14 protein-coding genes are annotated in these 19,114 nt (G+C 68.3%); 7 read left to right on the top strand and 7 right to left on the bottom strand.

The features are described 5' to 3' along the window. The first annotated feature begins 92 nt into the window (after positions 1-92). Positions 93-404, top strand: a complete 312-nt coding sequence (locus GCN81_RS01800) for a ferredoxin (protein ID WP_156721610.1) — start codon at positions 93-95, stop codon at positions 402-404. On the opposite strand, the gene GCN81_RS01805 is transcribed toward GCN81_RS01800, so the two are convergent. From GCN81_RS01805 to GCN81_RS01815, 3 genes are all read right to left on the bottom strand, one after another. Beyond that, positions 405-971 (bottom strand): hypothetical protein, encoded by a 567-nt coding sequence (locus GCN81_RS01805; protein ID WP_156721611.1) that lies wholly within the window; start codon positions 969-971, stop codon positions 405-407. It lies immediately after the preceding gene. Positions 972-1,217: 246 nt separating this feature from the next. Next, positions 1,218-2,126, bottom strand: coding sequence for a tRNA (adenine-N1)-methyltransferase (locus tag GCN81_RS01810; protein WP_156721612.1), 909 nt, complete (start codon positions 2,124-2,126; stop codon positions 1,218-1,220). 82 nt (positions 2,127-2,208) lie between these two features. Then, complete coding sequence (locus GCN81_RS01815) at positions 2,209-3,477, bottom strand: site-2 protease family protein (RefSeq protein WP_156721613.1); 1,269 nt, start codon at positions 3,475-3,477, stop codon at positions 2,209-2,211. Positions 3,478-3,608: 131 nt separating this feature from the next. On the opposite strand from GCN81_RS01815, the gene GCN81_RS01820 reads away from it, so the two are divergent. Beyond that, the gene (locus GCN81_RS01820; protein ID WP_156721614.1) at positions 3,609-4,457 is read left to right on the top strand and encodes a RecB family exonuclease; all 849 of its coding nucleotides are present in this window, start codon (positions 3,609-3,611) and stop codon (positions 4,455-4,457) included. A gap of 236 nt (positions 4,458-4,693) precedes the next feature. Then, a complete protein-coding gene (locus GCN81_RS01825; protein ID WP_156721615.1) occupies positions 4,694-5,368 on the top strand; it encodes a response regulator in 675 nt (224 codons plus the stop codon). 82 nt (positions 5,369-5,450) lie between these two features. On the opposite strand, the gene GCN81_RS01830 is transcribed toward GCN81_RS01825, so the two are convergent. The 4 genes from GCN81_RS01830 to metH form a co-directional block, all read right to left on the bottom strand. Then, positions 5,451-7,037: an ABC transporter substrate-binding protein gene (locus GCN81_RS01830; RefSeq protein WP_231626296.1), complete on the bottom strand. Its 1,587-nt coding sequence runs from the start codon at positions 7,035-7,037 to the stop codon at positions 5,451-5,453. A 98-nt stretch (positions 7,038-7,135) separates the two neighbouring features. Then, positions 7,136-8,734, bottom strand: a complete 1,599-nt coding sequence (locus GCN81_RS01835) for an ABC transporter substrate-binding protein (protein ID WP_156721617.1) — start codon at positions 8,732-8,734, stop codon at positions 7,136-7,138. Between the two features lie 422 nt (positions 8,735-9,156). Then, positions 9,157-9,897, bottom strand: coding sequence for an HAD family hydrolase (locus GCN81_RS01840; RefSeq protein WP_156721618.1), 741 nt, complete (start codon positions 9,895-9,897; stop codon positions 9,157-9,159). Positions 9,898-10,030: 133 nt separating this feature from the next. After that, entirely contained in the window at positions 10,031-13,543 is a 3,513-nt protein-coding gene (gene metH / locus GCN81_RS01845) for a methionine synthase (protein WP_156721619.1), read from the bottom strand. Positions 13,544-13,839: 296 nt separating this feature from the next. On the opposite strand from metH, the gene GCN81_RS01850 reads away from it, so the two are divergent. From GCN81_RS01850 to GCN81_RS01865, 4 genes are all read left to right on the top strand, one after another. Continuing rightward, entirely contained in the window at positions 13,840-14,604 is a 765-nt protein-coding gene (locus tag GCN81_RS01850) for an IclR family transcriptional regulator (RefSeq protein WP_156721620.1), read from the top strand. Positions 14,605-14,920: 316 nt separating this feature from the next. Further along, positions 14,921-15,706: an MIP/aquaporin family protein gene (locus tag GCN81_RS01855; RefSeq protein WP_156721621.1), complete on the top strand. Its 786-nt coding sequence runs from the start codon at positions 14,921-14,923 to the stop codon at positions 15,704-15,706. Between the two features lie 42 nt (positions 15,707-15,748). After that, positions 15,749-17,275, top strand: coding sequence for a glycerol kinase GlpK (glpK, locus tag GCN81_RS01860; RefSeq protein ID WP_156721622.1), 1,527 nt, complete (start codon positions 15,749-15,751; stop codon positions 17,273-17,275). 6 nt (positions 17,276-17,281) lie between these two features. Then, complete coding sequence (locus GCN81_RS01865) at positions 17,282-18,904, top strand: glycerol-3-phosphate dehydrogenase/oxidase (RefSeq protein ID WP_156721623.1); 1,623 nt, start codon at positions 17,282-17,284, stop codon at positions 18,902-18,904. Positions 18,905-19,114: the final 210 nt, after the last annotated feature.

The following is a 19,114-nucleotide window of genomic DNA, read 5'->3' on the forward strand; positions in this document are numbered from 1 at the left end:
GAGCGGTTGTATCGTCGAAACGTTCAACACCCGTCAGGGCTGGCCCGACTTGTCCTGTGGCGGGTGGTCTGGCGGAGGAAACGGCAGGAGAGATGACCGTGCAGCACGAGGCGCCCACCGTCGATGGCGGCGAGGCTCTGGAGGTCTGGATCGACCAGGATCTCTGTACCGGCGACGGCATCTGTGCGCAGTACGCGCCAGAGGTCTTCGAGCTCGACATCGATGGCTTGGCCTATGTGAAGAGCGCCGATGACGAGCTGCTGCAGGAGGTGGGGGCGACCACGCGCGTGCCGCTGCCGTTGCTCAGGGATGTCGCGGATTCGGCGAAGGAGTGTCCGGGCGACTGTATTCATGTGCGGCGGGTGTCGGACCAGGTCGAGGTGTACGGGCCTGACGCGCCGTAGTCACAGGCTGTGGGCGGTTGCCTGCGGTGAGCGAAGGAATGTTCCGTCTTTCCACTGCCAGCTGGCTTTCTCTTGCTGGTCGGGGCAGCAGCGGGGTACGTCGGGGGTGGAGTAGCCGTACAGGGTGGCGGTGACGGTGTCGTCTTGTACGGCGAAGTCGCTGACGCTGAGCCGGTCGGCGGGGTCGACGAGCGTGGCGACGATGCGGGGCGCCGTGGACGGGGGTGCGGTGATGACGTAGATGCCGCTGGGTGGGGTGCCGGAGCCTGCGGCGCAGCGGACCACGGCGATGGTTTCCGGGTGGCCGTCGTGGTCGAGGTCGGTGCTGGCTTGGTGCTGGACTTGGGGTGGTGTGGTGCCGCATCGCATGGGGTAGTCGATGGTGCCTGGGTCGGGTGCGCTGGCGGCTGCGGCGGGTGGGGGTGGGCTGGGTGCTGCGGCGGTGGCGTTTCTGGGCTGGGTGAGGGTGGCGAGGGCGACGACGGCGGCGAGGGCTGTGGCGGTCGTGAGCCAGTGGATGGGGCGGGTGCGGGTGTGTGCGAGTTCCGGGACGGCGGGGTGCTGCACGAGGAGTGTCTCCTGTGAGGGCTGTGCCGGTGGGGGTGGCCAGCATCGTGCCATACCTCACAGTGGGGCGGAATGGTGGGGTCTGGTTCTGAGCTCTGGTTCCGCGGTCTGGTTCCGCGGTCTGGTTCTGGGGTTTGGTTCGGAGGCGGGCTCTCAACGGAAAGTCCCCGCCGCTGAGTTCTCCGGTGGTGCGGGGAACTCGGCGGCGGGGACTTGTCGTTGAGGGTTGTGCTGTGGCTGGTGGGGCTAGCTGGCGGTGGGGGTTCCGCCTCCGGCGTTGGGGCCTGTGTAGTCCTCGCCGTAGGCGCCCTTGGAGGGGCGGCGGCGGCGCATCGGGGGCTCGACGCCGTCGGCGAGGCGGCGGGCGGTGAGCAGGAAGCCGGTGTGGCCGATCATCCGGTGGTCCGGGCGGACGGCGAGGCCTTCGATGTGCCAGTTGCGGATCATCGATTCCCAGGCGGTCGGTTCGTTGAAGCAGCCGATCTCGCGGATGGATTCAACGGTGCGGGCGAGCTGGGTGGTGGTGGCGACGTAGCAGCAGACGATGCCGCCGGGGACGAGGGCCTTGGAGACGGCGTCCAGGCACTCCCAGGGGGCGAGCATGTCGAGGATGACGCGGTCGACGTCGGTGTCGCTGAGGTTGTCCTGGAGGTCGCCGACGGTGAGTTCCCAGGCGGGGTGGGGGCCGCCGAAGTAGCGTTCGACGTTCTGCTGGGCGATGTCGGCGAAGTCCTGGCGGCGCTCGTAGCTGTGCAGCATGCCCTGGTCGCCGATGGCTCGCAGGAGGAAGCTGCTGAGTGAGCCGGAGCCGACTCCTGCCTCGACGACGCGGGCGCCGGGGAAGATGTCGGCGAAGGACAGGATCTGTCCCGCGTCCTTGGGGTAGACCACGGCGGCGCCGCGGGGCATGGACAGGACGTAGTCGGGGAGCAGGGGGCGCAGCGCGAGGTAGGCGACGTTTCCCGTGGTGCGGACCACGCTGCCTTCGGGGGCGCCGATCAGTTCGTCGTGGGGGAAGGAACCCTTGTGGGTGTGGAAGTTCTTCCCGGCCTCGAGCGTGAACGTGTAGTGGCGGCCCTTGGGGTCGGTGAGCTGCACCTGGTCCCCGACCTTGAAGGGCCCGCGGCGGCGGGCGGCACCGGTCGGTTCGGACATGTGACCAGCGTACCGGTCCGGCGTGGGGCGGCTGACCACGGGTGTGGGGGTCCTGGGGGTGCGGCTGGGGGGTGGGGCTGGGTCAGTTTGGCCTGGCCATGGCTTTGACGAAGGCGCGCTCGACGTCGGCGGTGGAGAGTACGCCGTAGATCTCGCCGGTGTCCTCGAGTACGAGGTATTCGGTGGCGGGGTGGGCGCGGAGGGTGTCGAGGAGTTCTTCGCCGGAGAGTTCGACGGAGAGTTTCATGTCGTCGGTGAGGTCCTGGGCGAGGCCGCTGACGGCGACCCAGGGGCGGCGGTGTTCGGGTACGGAGACGATGGCGGCTTCGCGGACGACGGCGAGGGGGTCGCCGTGGGGGTCGACGACGACGAGGGCGCGGGCGCCGGATTCGTTGGCGCGGCGGAGGGCCTCGGAGAGGGGGGTGTCGGATTCGACGGGGACGGCGCGTCGGGTGAGGGTGCGGGCGCGCAGGGTGGGGAGGTGTTCGCGGAGGCGTGCCATGCGGAGGCTGTTGCCGGCGCCGGTCCAGATGATGGCGGCGAGGATCGCGGCGAGCAGGGCGTCCATGACGGTGTCCATGCCGACGCCGTTCTTGGGTTCGCCGATGGCGCCGGTCTGGGTGAGGAGGGGGAGTCCGATGAGGACGGTGACGGCGAGGGCGCGGCCGAACCAGGCGGCGGCTACGGTGCCGGTCATGGGGTTGCCGGTGACTTTCCAGATGACGGCGCGGAGCATGCGGCCGCCGTCGAGTGGGAGTCCGGGCAGGAGGTTGAAGGCGGCGACGATCAGGTTGGAGATCATCAGTCCGGCGAGGAGGACTCCGGGGACGGTGCCTGCTTCGACGGTCTGCATGCCGAGGTAGAAGGCTCCGCCGAGGGCGAGGGAGAGGAGGGGGCCGACGAAGGCGAGGAGGAATTCGCGGCCGGGGGTCTCGGATTCCTTCTCGATTTCGGAGACGCCGCCGAAGAACTGGAGCTGGATGCGGCGGACGGGGAGTTTGTAGTGCAGGGCGACGACGGTGTGGGCGAGTTCGTGGACGAGGACGGAGGCGTAGAAGGCGACGGCGAAGAAGAGGGAGACGAGGTAGCGGGCGTTGCCGAGTTCGGGGAGGACGCGTTCGAGCTGGCCGCCGAAGACCCAGGTGATGAGGGCGGCGACGAGGAACCAGCTGGGGGCGACGTATACGGGCACGCCGAAGGGGCGGCCCATGAGGAGTCCGCCGCCGGGTTCGCGGGGGCGCTCGGGTTTGCCTGCTGGTTTCTGCGGGAGCTGCGGCGTGTCGTTGTCGGTGGCGGGGTCCGCTTCGCCCTTGCCGGGTTGCGGCCGTCCGCTCCCGCCGCTGTCGTCCACTGTGTCCCCTCAGTCCCTTCGGGTAAGTGTCTCTCGCTGTCGGTGACGTTGTCCCACGATCATGCAGTGCGAGAGGGTCTGACGTCGATGGTATGCGGCTGCTGTCAGTGGTGGGTCGTAGGGTCTTGCCCATGGATGTCAGCTCTGATGCCGCTGTGGCCGCCGCGGGCCCGGTGTCGCTCTCTCCGTCGCGGGCTAGTGACTTTATGCAGTGTCCGTTGCTGTATCGGTTCCGGGTGATCGACAAGCTGCCGGAGAAGCCGAGTGAGGCGGCGACGCGGGGCACGCTGGTGCATGCGGTGCTGGAGCGGCTTTTTGACGTGCCGGCCGCTGAGCGTACGGCGCCGGCGGCCAAGGCGCTGGTGCCGGGGCAGTGGGATCGGCTGCGGGAGGCGAAGCCGGAGCTGTCGGAGTTGTTCGCGGACGCTGATGAGCAGGCGGCGGGTGAGCGGCTGGCGCGGTGGCTGGAGCAGGCTGAGGCGCTGGTGGAGCGGTGGTTCACGTTGGAGGACCCGGCGCGGTTGGAGCCGGCTGAGCGTGAGTTGTTCGTGGAGGCGCGGCTGGAGTCGGGGCTGCGGTTGCGGGGGATCATCGATCGGGTGGATGTGGCGCCGACGGGTGAGGTGCGGATCGTCGATTACAAGACGGGTAAGGCGCCGCGTCCGGAGTACTCCGAGGGTGCGTTGTTCCAGATGACGTTCTATGCCCTGGTGGTGTGGCGGTTGAAGGGTGTGGTGCCGCGGCGGCTGCAGCTGGTGTATCTGGGCAGTGGTGATGTGATCACGTATGACCCGGTGGTGGCGGATCTGGAGCGGGTGGAGCGGAAGCTGCACGCGCTGTGGGAGGCGATTCGGCGGGCTACGGAGACGGGTGACTGGCGGCCGCGGCCGAGCAAGCTGTGCGGCTGGTGTGATCATCAGGCGGTGTGTCCGGAGTTTGGTGGTACTCCCCCGCCGTATCCGCTTTTGGTGAGAGCCTGACTTTGAACCCCCGTCGTTCGCGCGAAGCGCGGGCGCAGCGGCGGTCGGTGCGTGCGATCGGCGTGCGGCGTCCCAGGTCATGTGGCGGAGCCACCTGTCCTGGGACGCCGTGCGGCGAGCGTGCGTGCCGGGCGTCGGGGCGCAGGCGGGGGTTCAAAGTCAGGCTCTGAGGGCGCCGGGGTCTGAGGGCGCGGGGCAGGGCAGAATGGGCCCGGTCTAGCTAAGGGAGATGTGTTGTGGCGATCCGCGTCCTGCTGGTCGACGATCAGCCGCTGCTGCGTACGGGCTTTCGGATGATCCTGGAGGCCGAGCAGGATCTGGCGGTCGTCGGGGAGGCCGGGGACGGGCTGCAGGCGCTCGACCAGGTCCGGGCGTTGCAGCCCGATGTGGTGTTGATGGATATCCGTATGCCGCGGATGGACGGGGTCGAGGCGACGCGTCAGATCACCGGTCCGGGGCGGGATGGTCCGGCGAAGGTGTTGGTGCTGACGACGTTCGACCTGGATGAGTATGTGGTCGAGGCGTTGAAGGCCGGGGCGAGTGGTTTTCTGCTGAAGGACGCTCCGGCTCATGAGCTGGTGCAGGCGATCCGGGTGGTGGCGTCGGGTGAGGCGATGCTGGCACCGAGTATCACGCGTCGGCTGCTCGACAAGTACGCGGGGCATCTGCCGTCGGGGGACGAGCCGGTGCCGGACACGCTGCACACGTTGACCGAGCGGGAGGTCGAGGTGCTGAAGCTGGTGGCGCGGGGGCTGTCGAACGCGGAGATCGCCGCGGATCTGTTTGTCAGTGAGACCACGGTCAAGACGCATGTGGGTCATGTGCTGACGAAGCTGGGGCTGCGTGACCGGGTGCAGGCCGCGGTGTACGCGTATGAGAGTGGTCTGGTGCGCCCTGGCGCGCAGGGTTAGCGCGGGTTCGGACTGCGCTGGTACGGACGAGAGCGGGCCGCCCCTCCTCAGGGGGCGGCCCGCTCTCGTCTGGGTGCGGGGGTCAGTGCTTGGCGATCTCCCAGAAGCGGAAGACGGTGGACGCGTCGAGGCACCACTCGAGCCCGGTGACGTTCTCGCCGACGGCCGCGTACTGCTTGCCCTGCCAGATTGGGATGATGGGCAGTTCCTTGGCCACGGTGTCCTGCAGCTCGCCGTACTGCTTCTCGGTGGCGGAGCGCTCGGTGAGGGCGGAGGTGGCCGGGATGATGCGGTCGGTGATCGACTTGTTGGTGTAGTTGTTCAGCAGGACGTTGTCGTCGCCGAAGAACGGCTGGGTGAAGTTGTCGGGGTCCGGGTAGTCCGGAATCCAGCCCTTCACGTAGACGCCGTACTTTCCTGCCTCGATGGCTTTGTTGTACTCGTCGAGCGGCGCGGACTTCACGTCGGCGTCGAACAGGCCGCTGTCGTTGAGCTGCTTGGCGATGGCCTTGAACTGCTCGACGGTGGCGGGGCCGTAACGGGTCGGGGTGGCCCAGAGGGTGAGCTTGACCTTGTCGTGGATGCCGTCGTCGCTGAGTGCCTTGGCGGCCTTGTCGCGCTGGGGGCGGCCGCCGTAGGTGTCGAAGAAGGCCGTGTTGTGGCCGGTGATGCCGGCCGGGACGATCGAGTACAGGGGCGCGGCGGTGCCGCGGTAGACCTCGGCGAGTACGGCTTCGCGGTCGATGAGGTAGGCCATGGCCTTGCGGACGCCGAGCTTTCCGGCGACCGGGTCGTTCATGTTGAAGACCAGGTGCTGGACCTCGGCGCTGGAGCCCTCGACGATGTCGATATTCGACTCTTTGCCGCTGGTGCCCTCTTCGATGGCCGCGATGTCCTCGGCGGCGAGTCCGCGGTAGGCGACGTGCACCTTGCCGTCCAGCAGTTCGCTCTTGAGCTGCTTCTGGTCGCCCGCGTAGAACTTCAGGGTCACCCCGGAGTTCTTGGCCTGGGCGGTGCCCTGGTACTTGCCGTTGACCTTGAAGACCGCTTCCTTCTTGCCGAAGGAGTCCAGTGCGTACGGCCCGGAGCCGACGGCCTGGCCGTCGGTGCGCAGCTTGTCGAAGTCGTAGCTGCGGTGGTCCACGATCGAGCCCGCGCCAGAGGCGATCTTGCTGGGGAAGGTGGCGTCGGGCACCTTCAGCTTGAAGACGACGGTCTTGGCGTCGGGTGTCTCGATGCGGTCGATGGAGGTGAGCATGACGGCCGGGCCGTTGTCGTCGTTGATGTTCCGGGTGCGGTCGAAGGAGTACTTGACGTCCTTCGAGGTGAGGGAGTTGCCGTTGCTGAACTCCAGCCCGTCACGCAGGGTGCATTCGAAGACCTTGGTCTGGGCGTCGGTGAATCCGCACTGCTTGGCGGCCTCGGGTTCGGGTGTGGTGCCGCCCTTGGGGAAGCTCAGCAACGACTGGAAGACGTTGTTGAACAGCAGCCACGAACCTGGGTCGTAGCCCGCCGCCGGGTCGACGGACTGGACTTCGTCGGACATCCCGACGACCACGGCGTCGCCTGAGCCCGCGGAATCGCCCTGCTCACTGCCGCAGCCGGTGAGCAGTCCGGCGGCGAGCCCCGTAGCGAGCAGGGAGGCCGGCCACTGGATGTGCTTCTTCACGTTGTTCCTTGTTCCGTTGGTACTTGGTACTTGCGTTCTTGCGTGCTTGCGTGCCTGGTACGTGCGTACGTGTGTGCTGGAGGGCCGGGAAGCGGGCATTACTTGCCTACGCCACGGCCGAGTTCCCACAGTTGGAGGTTGGAGGACGAGTTGAGGGCCCATTCCACGCCCGTGACGTTGTCCCGCGCGGCGACGTACTGCTTGCCCTGCCACAGCGGCAGCACGGGAACGTCCCGGGCCACGATGTCCTGGATCTTCTCGATGCTGTCGGCCGCGGTGATCCGGTCCGCCTCACGGCGCGACTGGGGGATGTGCTGCTTGCGGATGGCCTGGTTCACGTAGGGCGAGTGGAGGAAGTTGTCCTCGTCCAGGAAGGGTGCGAGGAAATTGTCGGCGTCGGGGAAGTCGGGGAACCAGCCCATGCCGAACACGGGGAGTTCGCGGTCTCGCTGGGCGGCGCGGTAGGTGTCCCACGCGGTGCCCTTGATGGTGACGTCGAACAGGCCGCTGTCGTTGAGCTGCGCGCGCAGCATCTCGAACTCGCCCTTGGTGGCGGGCCCGTAGTGGTCGGTGGTGTAGTGCAGGGTGAGCTTGGCGGGGGTTGGCACATCGGCCTTGGCGAGCGTGGCACGGGCGTCGTCGACGCTGGGCTTGCCGTACGTGTTGAGGAACGCGTTGGTGTGCCCGATGACGGTGGCGGGGACGAGCGAGTAGAGCGGTTCCGCGGTGGTGCCGTAGACCTTGGAGACGAGCTTCTCGCGGTCGATGACCTGGGCCATGGCCTGCCGTACGGCCTTGCTTCGCACGCTCGGGGCAGTGGTGTCGAAGGCGAGGTAGCGGATTTCGAGGCCGGCCATCTCGACGAGGTCGATGTCGCCGCCGGATTCCTTGGACAGTTGCTCGATCTGCTCGGGCGACATGGTGCGGGTCATCAGGTCGATGCCGCCGTCCTTGAGCGCCTTGCCCATGGCGTCGGTGTCGGCGAAGGAACGCAGCTCGATCTTGTCGCTCTTCGTCTTCAACGCCCCCTTGTAGTGGGGGTTCTTGGTGAAGACGGCCTTGACGAGTTCGTCGCCCTTGACCTCGGCTTTGAGGGAGTACGGTCCGGAGCCGTCCACGCTGAAGCCTTCGCGGAGCTTCTTCGCGTCGTAGGCCTTGGGGTTGACGATGCCCGCGGCCGGGGTGGCGAGTTTCTGCGGGAAGGTGGCGTCCGGCTCCTCGAGGTGGAAGATGACCTTGCGGTCGCCCTGGACCTCGATGGTGTCGATGCCGGCGAGGAGGTTGAGCGGGCCGTTCTCGTCCTTGATGGTCCGTACCCGGTCGATCGAGTACTTCACATGCTCGGCGCTGAGGCTGCTGCCGTCGGAGAACTTCAGCCCCTCGCGCAGGGTGCACTCGTAGCGCTCGCTGCCGGTGTCGGTGAAGCCGCACTGCTCGGCCGCCTCGGGTTCCGGCTCGCCGCCGCCGCGTGGCAGGTGCAGAAGGCTCTGGACGGTCTGGCGGAGGATGTTCCAGGAGCCCGCGTCGTAGGCGTAGGCCGGGTCGAAGAGTGCGGGAGCCTGCTTCGCGGAGAACCGGTCCGTGGTGCCGACGACGATCGCTCCGCCGCCCCCGCCACTGCCTGATCCACCGCAGGCAGCGAGCACGGGGGCGAGCAGACCGATGGCGGCCGACAGCGCCCATGTCCTTCGGTTCATTCTCGAAGCTCTCCAGCGTTGGTTCCCGTGTTCCCGGCAACTGGGGTGTGTTGCCAGATCACGGGAGTTACGTCGATGTTCTCGACCACGAGATTAGTCCGCGGCGCCAGGGCAACTGGAGGGTCCCGGAGTTGGACGGTAATCACGCAGCGGCACGGACGCGCGACGCACCGATATCCGAACAGTGGAATGTTTCGTGCACCTGACTATCAATCGGGACACAAGGGCACGCCAGGTCACGCATTTCGGGCAGCCTCAGCACACGGCCTGAGCCGTGTCGACGTCGGACCACGTGAGAAAGGTCACGCATTCAACTGAAGTACCGTGCATCGGAATTCAGCCATCCGATGCATCACGGAAAAGGCACGGGCTGACGCTCTTCGCTTCCCTCGGCATTCACCGGAACACGCTCGGTGTGCGGATCAGTTCATTCCTGCCATCAGGCTCCGCAGAAAGGGAAGGTCAACGTCCTCCAGCGAGTCGACCACCGTACGGCCCGCCGCTGGTGGGATGGGTGCGACGGACGGCACCGCCACCACCCGGCAGCCGGCCGCCTCCGCGGACGCGACTCCGGTCGCGGTGTCCTCGATGACGGCGCAGCGGCCCGGCTTGGCGCCAAGGCCCGCCGCCGCGAGGAGATACGGGTCCGGGTGGGGCTTCGTACGCGACACCTCGTCGCCCGCGATGCTCAGGGCGAAGTGCTGCGGGCCGAGCGACTCCAGTACCCGGTCGATGATGCGGCGATGGGAGGCGGAGACCAGGGCGGCCGGGACGTTGTGCGCGGCCAGCTGGGTCAGCAGGCGGGAGGCGCCGGGCATCAGCGGCAGGGAGTGGCTGATGCGCTGCTCGAAGGTGTCGTTGAGCAGCACCGTCAGTTCGGTGAGGGTGATGTCGGCTCCGGTGGCCTCGATCAGGAAGCCCGCGCTGCGGGTCATCGGGCCGCCGACGACGACGTGCCGCCAGGAGGCGTCCAGGGTGTGGCCCAGTTGGGCGAAGGCCTCGACCTCGGCGTCCCACCAGAAGCCCTCGGTGTCCACGAGGGTGCCGTCCATGTCGAGCAGCACGGCCTGGAGGGCGGAGCCGTCGGTCAGCGAGGTCTCCACCGCTCGAACAGAGTTGCGAGTCTGGGACTGCGTGCCGACTGCGGGGACCGTACTCGTCATCCGCGCACCTCCATGAGGGACGAGAAGGCCGGCCACCTTTCCCGGCGGGGAGTTCCCTGGGGAAAGACGACCGGCCTGCACTGGACCTACCAGTGTACGACGCGTCGCTCGATGGCGCCTCGCGACAAGGTTCTCAGCGGGCGTTGAAGTACTTGGCTTCCGGGTGGTGGATGACGATGGCGTCGGTGGACTGCTCGGGGTGGAGCTGGAACTCCTCGGAGAGCTGGACGCCGATCCGCTCGGGTTCGAGGAGCTCGGCGATCTTCGCGCGGTCCTCGAGGTCCGGGCAGGCGCCGTAGCCGAGGGAGAAGCGCGCGCCGCGGTACCGGAGCGCGAACATGTCCTCCATCTCGGCGGGGTCCTCCCCCGCGAAGCCGAGTTCGCTGCGGACGCGGGCGTGCCAGTACTCGGCCAGGGCTTCGGCCAACTGGACGGACAGGCCGTGCAGTTCGAGGTAGTCGCGGTAGGCGTTGGCTTCGAAGAGTTCGGCGGTGGACTCTCCGATCTTCGAGCCTACGGTGACGACCTGGAGCCCTACGACATCGGTCTCGCCGGATTCCTCGGGGCGGAAGAAGTCGGCCAGGCACAGGTGGCGGCCACGGCGTTGGCGGGGGAACGTGAAGCGGGTCCGTTCGCCGCCCTTCTCGTCGAGGATGATGAGGTCGTCGCCCTTGGAGACGCACGGGAAGTAGCCGTGCACGACGGCCGCTTCCAGCATGTTCTCGGTGTGCAGCTTGTCCAGCCAGCCGCGCAGCCGGGGACGTCCCTCGGTCTCGACGAGCTCCTCGTAGGTCGGGCCGTCGCCGGTGCGGGCCTGCTTCAGGCCCCATTGGCCCTTGAACAGCGCGCCCTCGTCGAGCCAGGAGGCGTACTCCTTGAGCTGGATGCCCTTGATGACGCGGGTGCCGAAGAACGGCGGGGTGGGGACCGGGTTGTCGGTGGCCACATCGGAGCGGGCCGGGCCCTCCTGAGGGCGCTCCTCGGCTACGGCGGTGGCGGTGGCCTTGACCCGGCGCTGCTTGAGGTCGGGCAGGGTCGCGCCGGGAACGCCGCGCTTGACCGCGATCAGCGCGTCCATCAGCCGCAGGCCCTCGAACGCGTCGCGGGCGTAGCGGACTTCGCCCTCGTAGATCTCGTGGAGGTCTTGTTCGACGTAGGCGCGGGTGAGGGCGGCGCCGCCGAGGATGACGGGGTAGTCGGCGGCCATCTGGCGCTGGTTGAGCTCCTGGAGGTTCTCCTTCATGATCACGGTGGACTTGACCAGCAGTCCGGACATGCCGATCACATCGGCCTTGTGTTCGGCGGCGGCGTCCAGGATCGCCGCGACGGGCTGCTTGATGCCCAGGTTGACCACGTTGTAGCCGTTGTTGGACAAGATGATGTCGACCAGGTTCTTGCCGATGTCGTGCACGTCACCGCGCACGGTGGCCAGCACGATGGTGCCCTTGCCCTCGGCGTCGCTCTTCTCCATGTGCGGTTCGAGGTGGGCGACCGCGCCCTTCATGACCTCGGCGGACTGGAGGACGAAGGGGAGCTGCATCTGGCCGGAGCCGAACAGCTCGCCGACGACCTTCATGCCTTCCAGGAGGGTGTCGTTGACGATGTCCAGGGCCGGGCGTTCGGTGAGCGCCTCGTCCAGGTCCTGGTGCAGGCCGTTCTTCTCGCCGTCGATGATGCGCCGCTTGAGGCGCTCGTCCAGCGGCAGGGCGGCCAGTTCCTCGGCCTTGCCCGCCTTCATCGACTTCATCGTGGCGCCCTCGAACAGCGCCATCAGCTTCTGCAGCGGGTCATAGCCCTCCGCGCGCCGGTCGTAGATCAGGTCCAGCGCGGTGGTGACCTGCTCGTCGTCGAACCGGGCGATCGGCAGGATCTTGGAGGCGTGCACGATCGCCGAGTCAAGACCGGCCTTCACGCACTCGTCCAGGAAGACGGAGTTCAGCAGGACGCGGGCGGCCGGGTTCAGGCCGAAGGAGATGTTGGACAGGCCCAGGGTGGTCTGCACCTGCGGGTGGCGGCGCTTGAGTTCCCGGATCGCCTCGATGGTGGCGATCCCGTCCTTGCGGGACTCCTCCTGGCCGGTGCAGATGGTGAAGGTGAGGCAGTCGATGAGAATGTCCGCCTCATGGATGCCCCAGTTCTGCGTCAGGTCGTCGATCAGCCGTTCGGCGATGGCGACCTTGTGCTCGACGGTGCGGGCCTGGCCCTCCTCGTCGATGGTCAGCGCGATCAGCGCGGCCCCGTGCTCCTGGGCCAGCGCGGTGACCTTCGCGAACCGCGACTCGGGCCCGTCGCCGTCCTCGTAGTTGACGGAGTTGATGACGGCCCGGCCGCCGAGCTTCTCCAGCCCGGCCTGGATCACGTCGAGTTCGGTGGAGTCCAGCACGATCGGCAGCGTGGAGGCGGTCGCGAAGCGTCCGGCCAGCTCGGCCATGTCCGCGACGCCGTCCCGGCCGACGTAGTCGACGCACAGGTCGAGCATGTGGGCGCCCTCGCGGATCTGGTCCCGGGCCATCTCCACACAGTCGTCCCAGCGGGCCTCCAGCATGGCCTCACGGAACTTCTTCGACCCGTTCGCGTTCGTCCGCTCACCGATCGCCATGTACGCGGTGTCCTGGCGGAACGGCACCGTCTGATACAGCGACGCGGCCCCGGGCTCCGGGCGCGGGTCGCGCACCGACGGGCGCAGGTCCCGTACCCGCTCCACGACCTGCCGCAGATGCTCCGGCGTGGTGCCGCAGCAGCCGCCCACCAGCGACAGCCCGTACTCCCCGACGAAGGTCTCCTGCGCGTCGGCCAGCTCGGCGGCGGTCAGCGGGTAGTGCGCGCCGTTCTTGCCCAGCACCGGCAGCCCCGCGTTCGGCATGCAGGAGATCGGCACCCTCGAGTGCCGGGCGAGATAGCGCAGGTGCTCGCTCATCTCCGCCGGGCCGGTCGCGCAGTTCAGCCCGATCATGTCGATGCCCAGCGGCTCCAGCGCGGTCAGCGCCGCCCCGATCTCCGAGCCGAGCAGCATCGTCCCGGTCGTCTCCACCGTCACCGAACAGATCACCGGCAGACTCATCCCGGTCGCGTCCAGGGCGCGGCGGGCGCCCAGGATCGCGGCCTTGGTCTGCAGCAGGTCCTGCGTGGTCTCCACGAGCAGCGCGTCCGCGCCACCGGCGATCATGCCCTCGGCGTTGATCTGGTAGGCGTCGCGCAGGGCCGCGTACGGGGCGTGTCCCAGCGTGGGCAGCTTGGTGCCCGGGCCCATCGAGCCCAGCACCCACCGCTGCTGCCCCGTCGAGGCGGTGAACTCGTCCGCCACCTCCCGCGCGATCCGCGCTCCCGACTCGGAGAGCTCGAAGTTCCGCTCCGTGATGTCGTACTCACTCAGCGCCGCGAAGTTCGCCCCGAAGGTGTTCGTCTCCACACAGTCCACACCGACGGCGAAGTACTCCTCATGCACCGACCGCACAATGTCCGGCCGGGTGATGTTCAGTACCTCGTTGCAGCCCTCAAGCTGCTGGAAGTCGTCGAGCGTGGGGTCCTGTGCCTGGAGCATCGTGCCCATTGCGCCGTCCGCGACCACGACGCGCGAGGCGAGTGCCTCGCGTAGGGCGTCGGCGCGGGCCTGGCTGGAGGATGCGGGGGTCGGCAGCGTGGCCATGGATGTACTCCCTGGGATGCGACGGCTGTCGGCTTTGCACCCACCGGCAGGCGAGTGCACGCCGCCAGGGTATCCACGACCGGGGCTCCGATGGGAAGGGTGTCCACCGGGCGGGACGGCGTGCCGCCCGGTGACCTGGTGGTCAGCGGGTGGGATCACGGCGCGTCTCTCGTGTAGAGATGTGTGCGCACCGCATGGCCGCACCATTAGGACAAGGTCGACATCGACCGATAGTGTTCAGCATTGCCGAACAATGGAAGCGGCAGTAAACAAAGGGCAAAGGGGGCGCCGACCCGATGGCGAAGAACATCCAGTCGCTCGAGCGGGCTGCGGCCATCCTGCGGCTGCTCGCGGGCGGTGAGCGACGCCTGGGCCTCTCCGATATCGCCTCGTCCCTGGATCTCGCCAAGGGTACGGCGCACGGGATTCTGCGCACCCTTCAGCACGAGGGTTTCGTGGAGCAGGACCCGCCGTCCGGACGCTATCAGCTGGGTGCCGAGCTGCTGCGGCTCGGCAACAGCTATCTGGACGTACACGAGCTGCGCGCCCGCGCGCTGGTGTGGACGGACGATCTGGCGCGCTCAAGCGGGGAGAGCGTCTATCTCGGGGTGCTGCACCAGCACGGCGTGCTGATCGTGCACCACGTCTTCCGGCCCGACGACAGCCGCCAGGTGCTGGAGGTGGGAGCGATGCAGCCGTTGCATTCCACGGCGCTGGGCAAGGTGCTCTCGGCGTACGACCCGGTCGCGCACAGCGAGGTCGTGGAGGTCGAGCGGCCGAACCTCACCCCGCGTACGGTCAGCGGCCTGGCCGCCTTCGAGGAGGTGCTGGACCTGACCCGTGCTCGCGGCTGGGCCGCGGACGTCGAGGAGACATGGGAAGGGGTCGCCTCGGTCGCGGCGCCGATCCATGACCGGCGGCGGATGCCTGTGGGCGCGGTCGGTATCACCGGGGCCGTGGAGCGGGTCTGTGTGGCCGGGGAGCTGCGGTCTGAGCTGGTGGCGGCGGTGCGCGACTGCGCGCGTTCCGTGTCGCGGGATCTGGGCGCGGGCCGGTTCTGAGCGGGGCACGCTAGCGGCGCCTGCCCTGGCGCCGCCGTCGCGGCGGCCCCGGCCCTCCCGGCACTCGCAGGGGTCCCTCGGATAACGATCGGGACTCTCGCCACAGAAGTCACACCGAAGTCTTGACGTCGCGTTAACCGTGGCGCAAAACTGCCGTTCATCGGTCGACATTGTCGAACACCTACCGGCAATACGGGGTAGGGTATGGCAGACGTGGATCGAGCATTCCGCCCTCACCGAGGGCTCGGACCACCGGAAGGACCCGGGGTACGACCTACTCGGTGTTCCATCTGGACGAAGGACAAAGGAGTCGCCGGTGTCCAGCTCCGACATCTTCATTGGCGAGACCATCGGTACCGCCGTGCTCATCCTCCTCGGCGGCGGTGTCTGTGCCGCTGTCACCCTCAAGCGCTCGAAGGCGCAGAACGCCGGCTGGGTCGCCATCGCCTTCGGGTGGGGCTTCGCGGTCATGACGGCCGTCTACATGACGGCCCACCTCTCCGGCGCTCACCTCAACCCCGCGGTCACGGTGGCCCTGGCCATCGAGAACGGCGGCTGGGATGACGTCCCGGTCTACGTCATAGGCCAGCTGTTCGGCGCCATGATAGGTGCGGTGCTGGTCTGGATCGCCTACTACGGGCAGTTCCTCGCACACCTGACCGACAAGGAGATCGTGGGCGGCCCCGGCGCCCAGGACACGGCGGTGGCCCGGTCCACCACGGAGCCAGGCCCGGTGCTCGGGATCTTCTCCACCGGCCCCGAGGTGCGTAACCCGGTCTACAACCTGGCCACGGAAATCATCGGCACCGTGGTGTTGGTCCTCGCGATCCTCACCCAGGGGCTTAACGATGAGGGCAACGGTCTCGGCCCGCTCGGCGCGCTGATCACGGCGTTCGTCGTCGTCAGCATCGGTCTGTCGCTGGGTGGCCCGACCGGATACGCGATCAACCCGGCCCGTGACCTCGGTCCGCGCATCGTGCACAGCCTGCTGCCGCTGCCGAACAAGGGAGGCTCCGACTGGTCCTACTCCTGGGTCCCGGTCGTCGGCCCCCTCATCGGTGGCGCTGTCGCCGCCGGTATCTACAGCATCGCCTTCGCGTAAGCCACCGCAGCCCCCCGCACACAGACTTCCAGGAGCAAGAACGTGACCGACGCACACACCGCTGGCCCCTTCATCGCCGCGATCGACCAGGGCACCACGTCCAGCCGCTGCATCGTCTTCGACCGTGACGGCCGGATCGTCTCCGTCGACCAGCGCGAGCACGAGCAGATCTTCCCCAAGCCGGGCTGGGTCGAGCACGACGCCACCGAGATCTGGACCAACGTCCAGAGCGTGGTCGCCGGCGCCATCTCCAAGGCGGGCATCACCTCCGCCGACGTCAAGGCGATCGGCATCACCAACCAGCGTGAGACCACGCTGATGTGGGACAAGAACACCGGCGAGCCCGTCTACAACGCCATCGTCTGGCAGGACACCCGCACCGACGCGCTCTGCAAGGAGCTCGGCCGCAACGTCGGCCAGGACCGCTTCCGCCGCGAGACGGGCCTCCCCCTGGCGTCGTACTTCTCGGGCCCGAAGGTCCGCTGGCTGCTCGACAACGTCGAGGGCCTGCGGGAGCGCGCCGAGCGCGGCGACATCCTCTTCGGCACGATGGACTCCTGGGTCATCTGGAACCTCACCGGTGGCGCGGACGGCGGTGTGCACGTCACGGACGTCACCAACGCCTCGCGCACCCTGCTGATGAACCTGAACGAGATGGCGTGGGACGAGCGCATCCTCGCCTCCCTCGAGATCCCGGCCGCGGTTCTGCCCGAGATCAAGTCCTCCGCCGAGGTGTACGGCACCGCCAAGGGCGGGGTGCTCGACGGCATCCCGGTCGCCTCCGCGCTCGGTGACCAGCAGGCGGCCCTGTTCGGCCAGACCTGCTTCGCCCAGGGTGAGGCGAAGTCGACGTACGGCACCGGCACGTTCATGCTGATGAACACCGGTCACACGCCCGTCAACTCGTACAACGGCCTGCTGACCACCGTCGGCTACCAGATCGGCGACCAGAAGCCGGTCTACGCCCTCGAGGGTTCGATCGCCGTCACCGGCTCCCTGGTGCAGTGGATGCGCGACCAGATGGGCCTGATCAACTCCGCCGCCGAGATCGAGACCCTCGCCTCCACGGTCGAGGACAACGGCGGCGCCTACTTCGTACCGGCCTTCTCCGGCCTGTTCGCCCCGTACTGGCGCTCCGACGCCCGCGGTGTGATCGCCGGACTCACCCGGTACGTCACCAAGGCGCACATCGCGCGCGCCGTGCTCGAGGCCACCGCCTGGCAGACCCGTGAGATCACCGACGCCATGACGAAGGACTCCGGCGTCGAGCTCGCGGCCCTCAAGGTCGACGGCGGTATGACCTCCAACAACCTGCTGATGCAGACCATCTCGGACTTCACGGACGCGCCGGTGGTGCGCCCGATGGTCGCCGAGACGACCTGCCTCGGCGCCGCCTACGCCGCCGGTCTCGCCGTCGGCTTCTGGCCGGACACCGACGCCCTGCGTGCCAACTGGCGCCGGGCCGCCGAGTGGACCCCCCGCATGGAAGCGGACCAGCGGGACCGCGAGTACAAGAGCTGGCTCAAGGCCGTCGAGCGGACCATGGGCTGGATCGAGGACGAGGAGTAAAAACCCATGACGACCACCCTGCAGAGCGGCTCGGCCCTCCCGGCTCTCGGGCTGCATCCGGCCGGCGGCTCCCACCCGAGCCGCGCCGAAACCCGGGAGCAGCTGAACAAGGCTACGTACGACCTCCTGGTGATCGGTGGCGGAATCCTGGGCATCTCCACTGCCTGGCATGCTGCCCAGTCCGGTCTGCGGGTGGCCCTGGTGGACGCCGGTGACTTCGCCGGCGCCACCTCCTCCGCCTCCTCCAAGCTGCTCCACGGCGGTCTGCGCTACCTGCAGACCGGCGCGGTGAAGCTGGTGGCGGAGAACCACTTCGAGCGGCGTGCGGTGTCCCGCCAGGTGGCACCGCACCTCGCCAACCCGCTCACCTTCTACCTGCCGGTCTACAAGGGCGGCCCGCACGGCGCCGCCAAGCTCGGCGCGGGCGTCTTCGCCTACTCGGCGCTGTCCGCGTTCGGTGACGGCGTCGGCCATCTGCTCAGCCCGTCCAAGGCCGCGCAGGACGTGCCGGAGCTGCGGACGGACAACCTGAAGGCCGTGGCCGTGTACGGCGACGACCAGATGAACGACTCCCGGATGGCCCTGATGACGGTCCGCGCCGCCGTCGAGTCGGGCGCCACCGTGCTCAACCACGCCGAGGTCACCGGCCTGCGCTTCACCCAGGGCCGGGTCACCGGCGCCGACCTCAAGGACCGTACCGACGGCAGTGAGTTCGGGGTCACCGCCCGCCTGGTGCTGAACGCGACCGGCCCGTGGGTGGACCACCTGCGGAAGATGGAGGACCCGAACTCGGCTCCGTCCATCCGCCTGTCCAAGGGCGCGCACCTGGTGCTCAAGCGCACCTCGCCGTGGAAGGCCGCGCTGGCGACGCCGATAGACAAGTACCGCATCACCTTCGCCCTCCCCTGGGAGGACATGCTGCTGCTCGGTACCACGGACGAGGAGTTCGAGGGCGACCCGGCCGATGTCGCGGTCACCGAGCAGGACACCGCGCAGATCCTGGACGAGGCGGCCTTCTCGATCCGCGACCAGCAGCTGTCCCGCGATCTGATCACGTACTCGTTCGCGGGTCTGCGGGTCCTGCCCGGTGGCCCCGGGGACACCTCGAAGGCCAAGCGCGAGACGGTCGTCACCGAGGGCCGTGGCGGGATGCTGTCGGTCGCGGGCGGCAAGTGGACGACGTTCCGGCACATCGGCCGTACGGTCATGACCAAGCTGGCCGAGCTTCCGGGGCACCCGCTGGGCGAGGACATGGAGCCGATCTCACGGCTGCCGAAGAAGCTCCCGCTGCCGGGTATCGCCAACCCGCGCGCGGTCGCGCACCGGCTGCTGGTCGACGGACCGGCTCCCGGGCCGCGGATGGCCGCGGACACCGCGCGCCACCTGGCCACGCACTACGGCTCGCTGGCCTTCGACATCGCGCGGCTGGCCAACGAGGACGCGGCGCTCGCCGAGCGCGTCCACCCGGACGCCCCGGAGATCTGGGCGCAGGTCGCCTACGCCCGGGACCAGGAGTGGGCGGAGACGGCGGACGACGTGCTGCGTCGCCGTACGACGCTGACGATCCGCGGTCTGGACACCGAGGACGTACGCGCCAAGGTGCAGGGGATGCTCGACGCCAAGCGGTAATCACCAAGCAGTTATCGCCAAGCGGTAAGCAGGGCTCGACGAGGGGCGGCCGGGTAGGTACGGTCGCCTCTCTCGTGCTTGGCTGGGCGCGCTTTACACACCGGCCGGGGAAGTTCACTCCCGCGCATGAGGCCGATATAGGGGGCTGCGGAGGCACCCGGCTGACGCCGTAAGGTTGGCACGTACGTAAGGCTCGTCGGAAGGAGGCAC

It is taken from the genome of Streptomyces apocyni (assembly GCF_009739465.1).
GTDB classification, from domain to species: Bacteria; Actinomycetota; Actinomycetes; order Streptomycetales; family Streptomycetaceae; genus Streptomyces; species Streptomyces apocyni.

Bases quoted from the DNA above. Each gene is read 5' to 3' on its own strand.
- GCN81_RS01800 (WP_156721610.1), top strand. From the start codon at position 93: ATGACCGTGCAGCACGAGGCGCCCACCGTCGATGGCGGCGAGGCTCTG.
- GCN81_RS01810 (WP_156721612.1), bottom strand. From the start codon at position 2,126: ATGTCCGAACCGACCGGTGCCGCCCGCCGCCGCGGGCCCTTCAAGGTC.
- GCN81_RS01820 (WP_156721614.1), top strand. From the start codon at position 3,609: ATGGATGTCAGCTCTGATGCCGCTGTGGCCGCCGCGGGCCCGGTGTCG.
- GCN81_RS01835 (WP_156721617.1), bottom strand. From the start codon at position 8,734: ATGAACCGAAGGACATGGGCGCTGTCGGCCGCCATCGGTCTGCTCGCC.
- GCN81_RS01840 (WP_156721618.1), bottom strand. From the start codon at position 9,897: ATGACGAGTACGGTCCCCGCAGTCGGCACGCAGTCCCAGACTCGCAAC.
- metH (WP_156721619.1), bottom strand. From the start codon at position 13,543: ATGGCCACGCTGCCGACCCCCGCATCCTCCAGCCAGGCCCGCGCCGAC.
- GCN81_RS01850 (WP_156721620.1), top strand. From the start codon at position 13,840: ATGGCGAAGAACATCCAGTCGCTCGAGCGGGCTGCGGCCATCCTGCGG.
- GCN81_RS01865 (WP_156721623.1), top strand. From the start codon at position 17,282: ATGACGACCACCCTGCAGAGCGGCTCGGCCCTCCCGGCTCTCGGGCTG.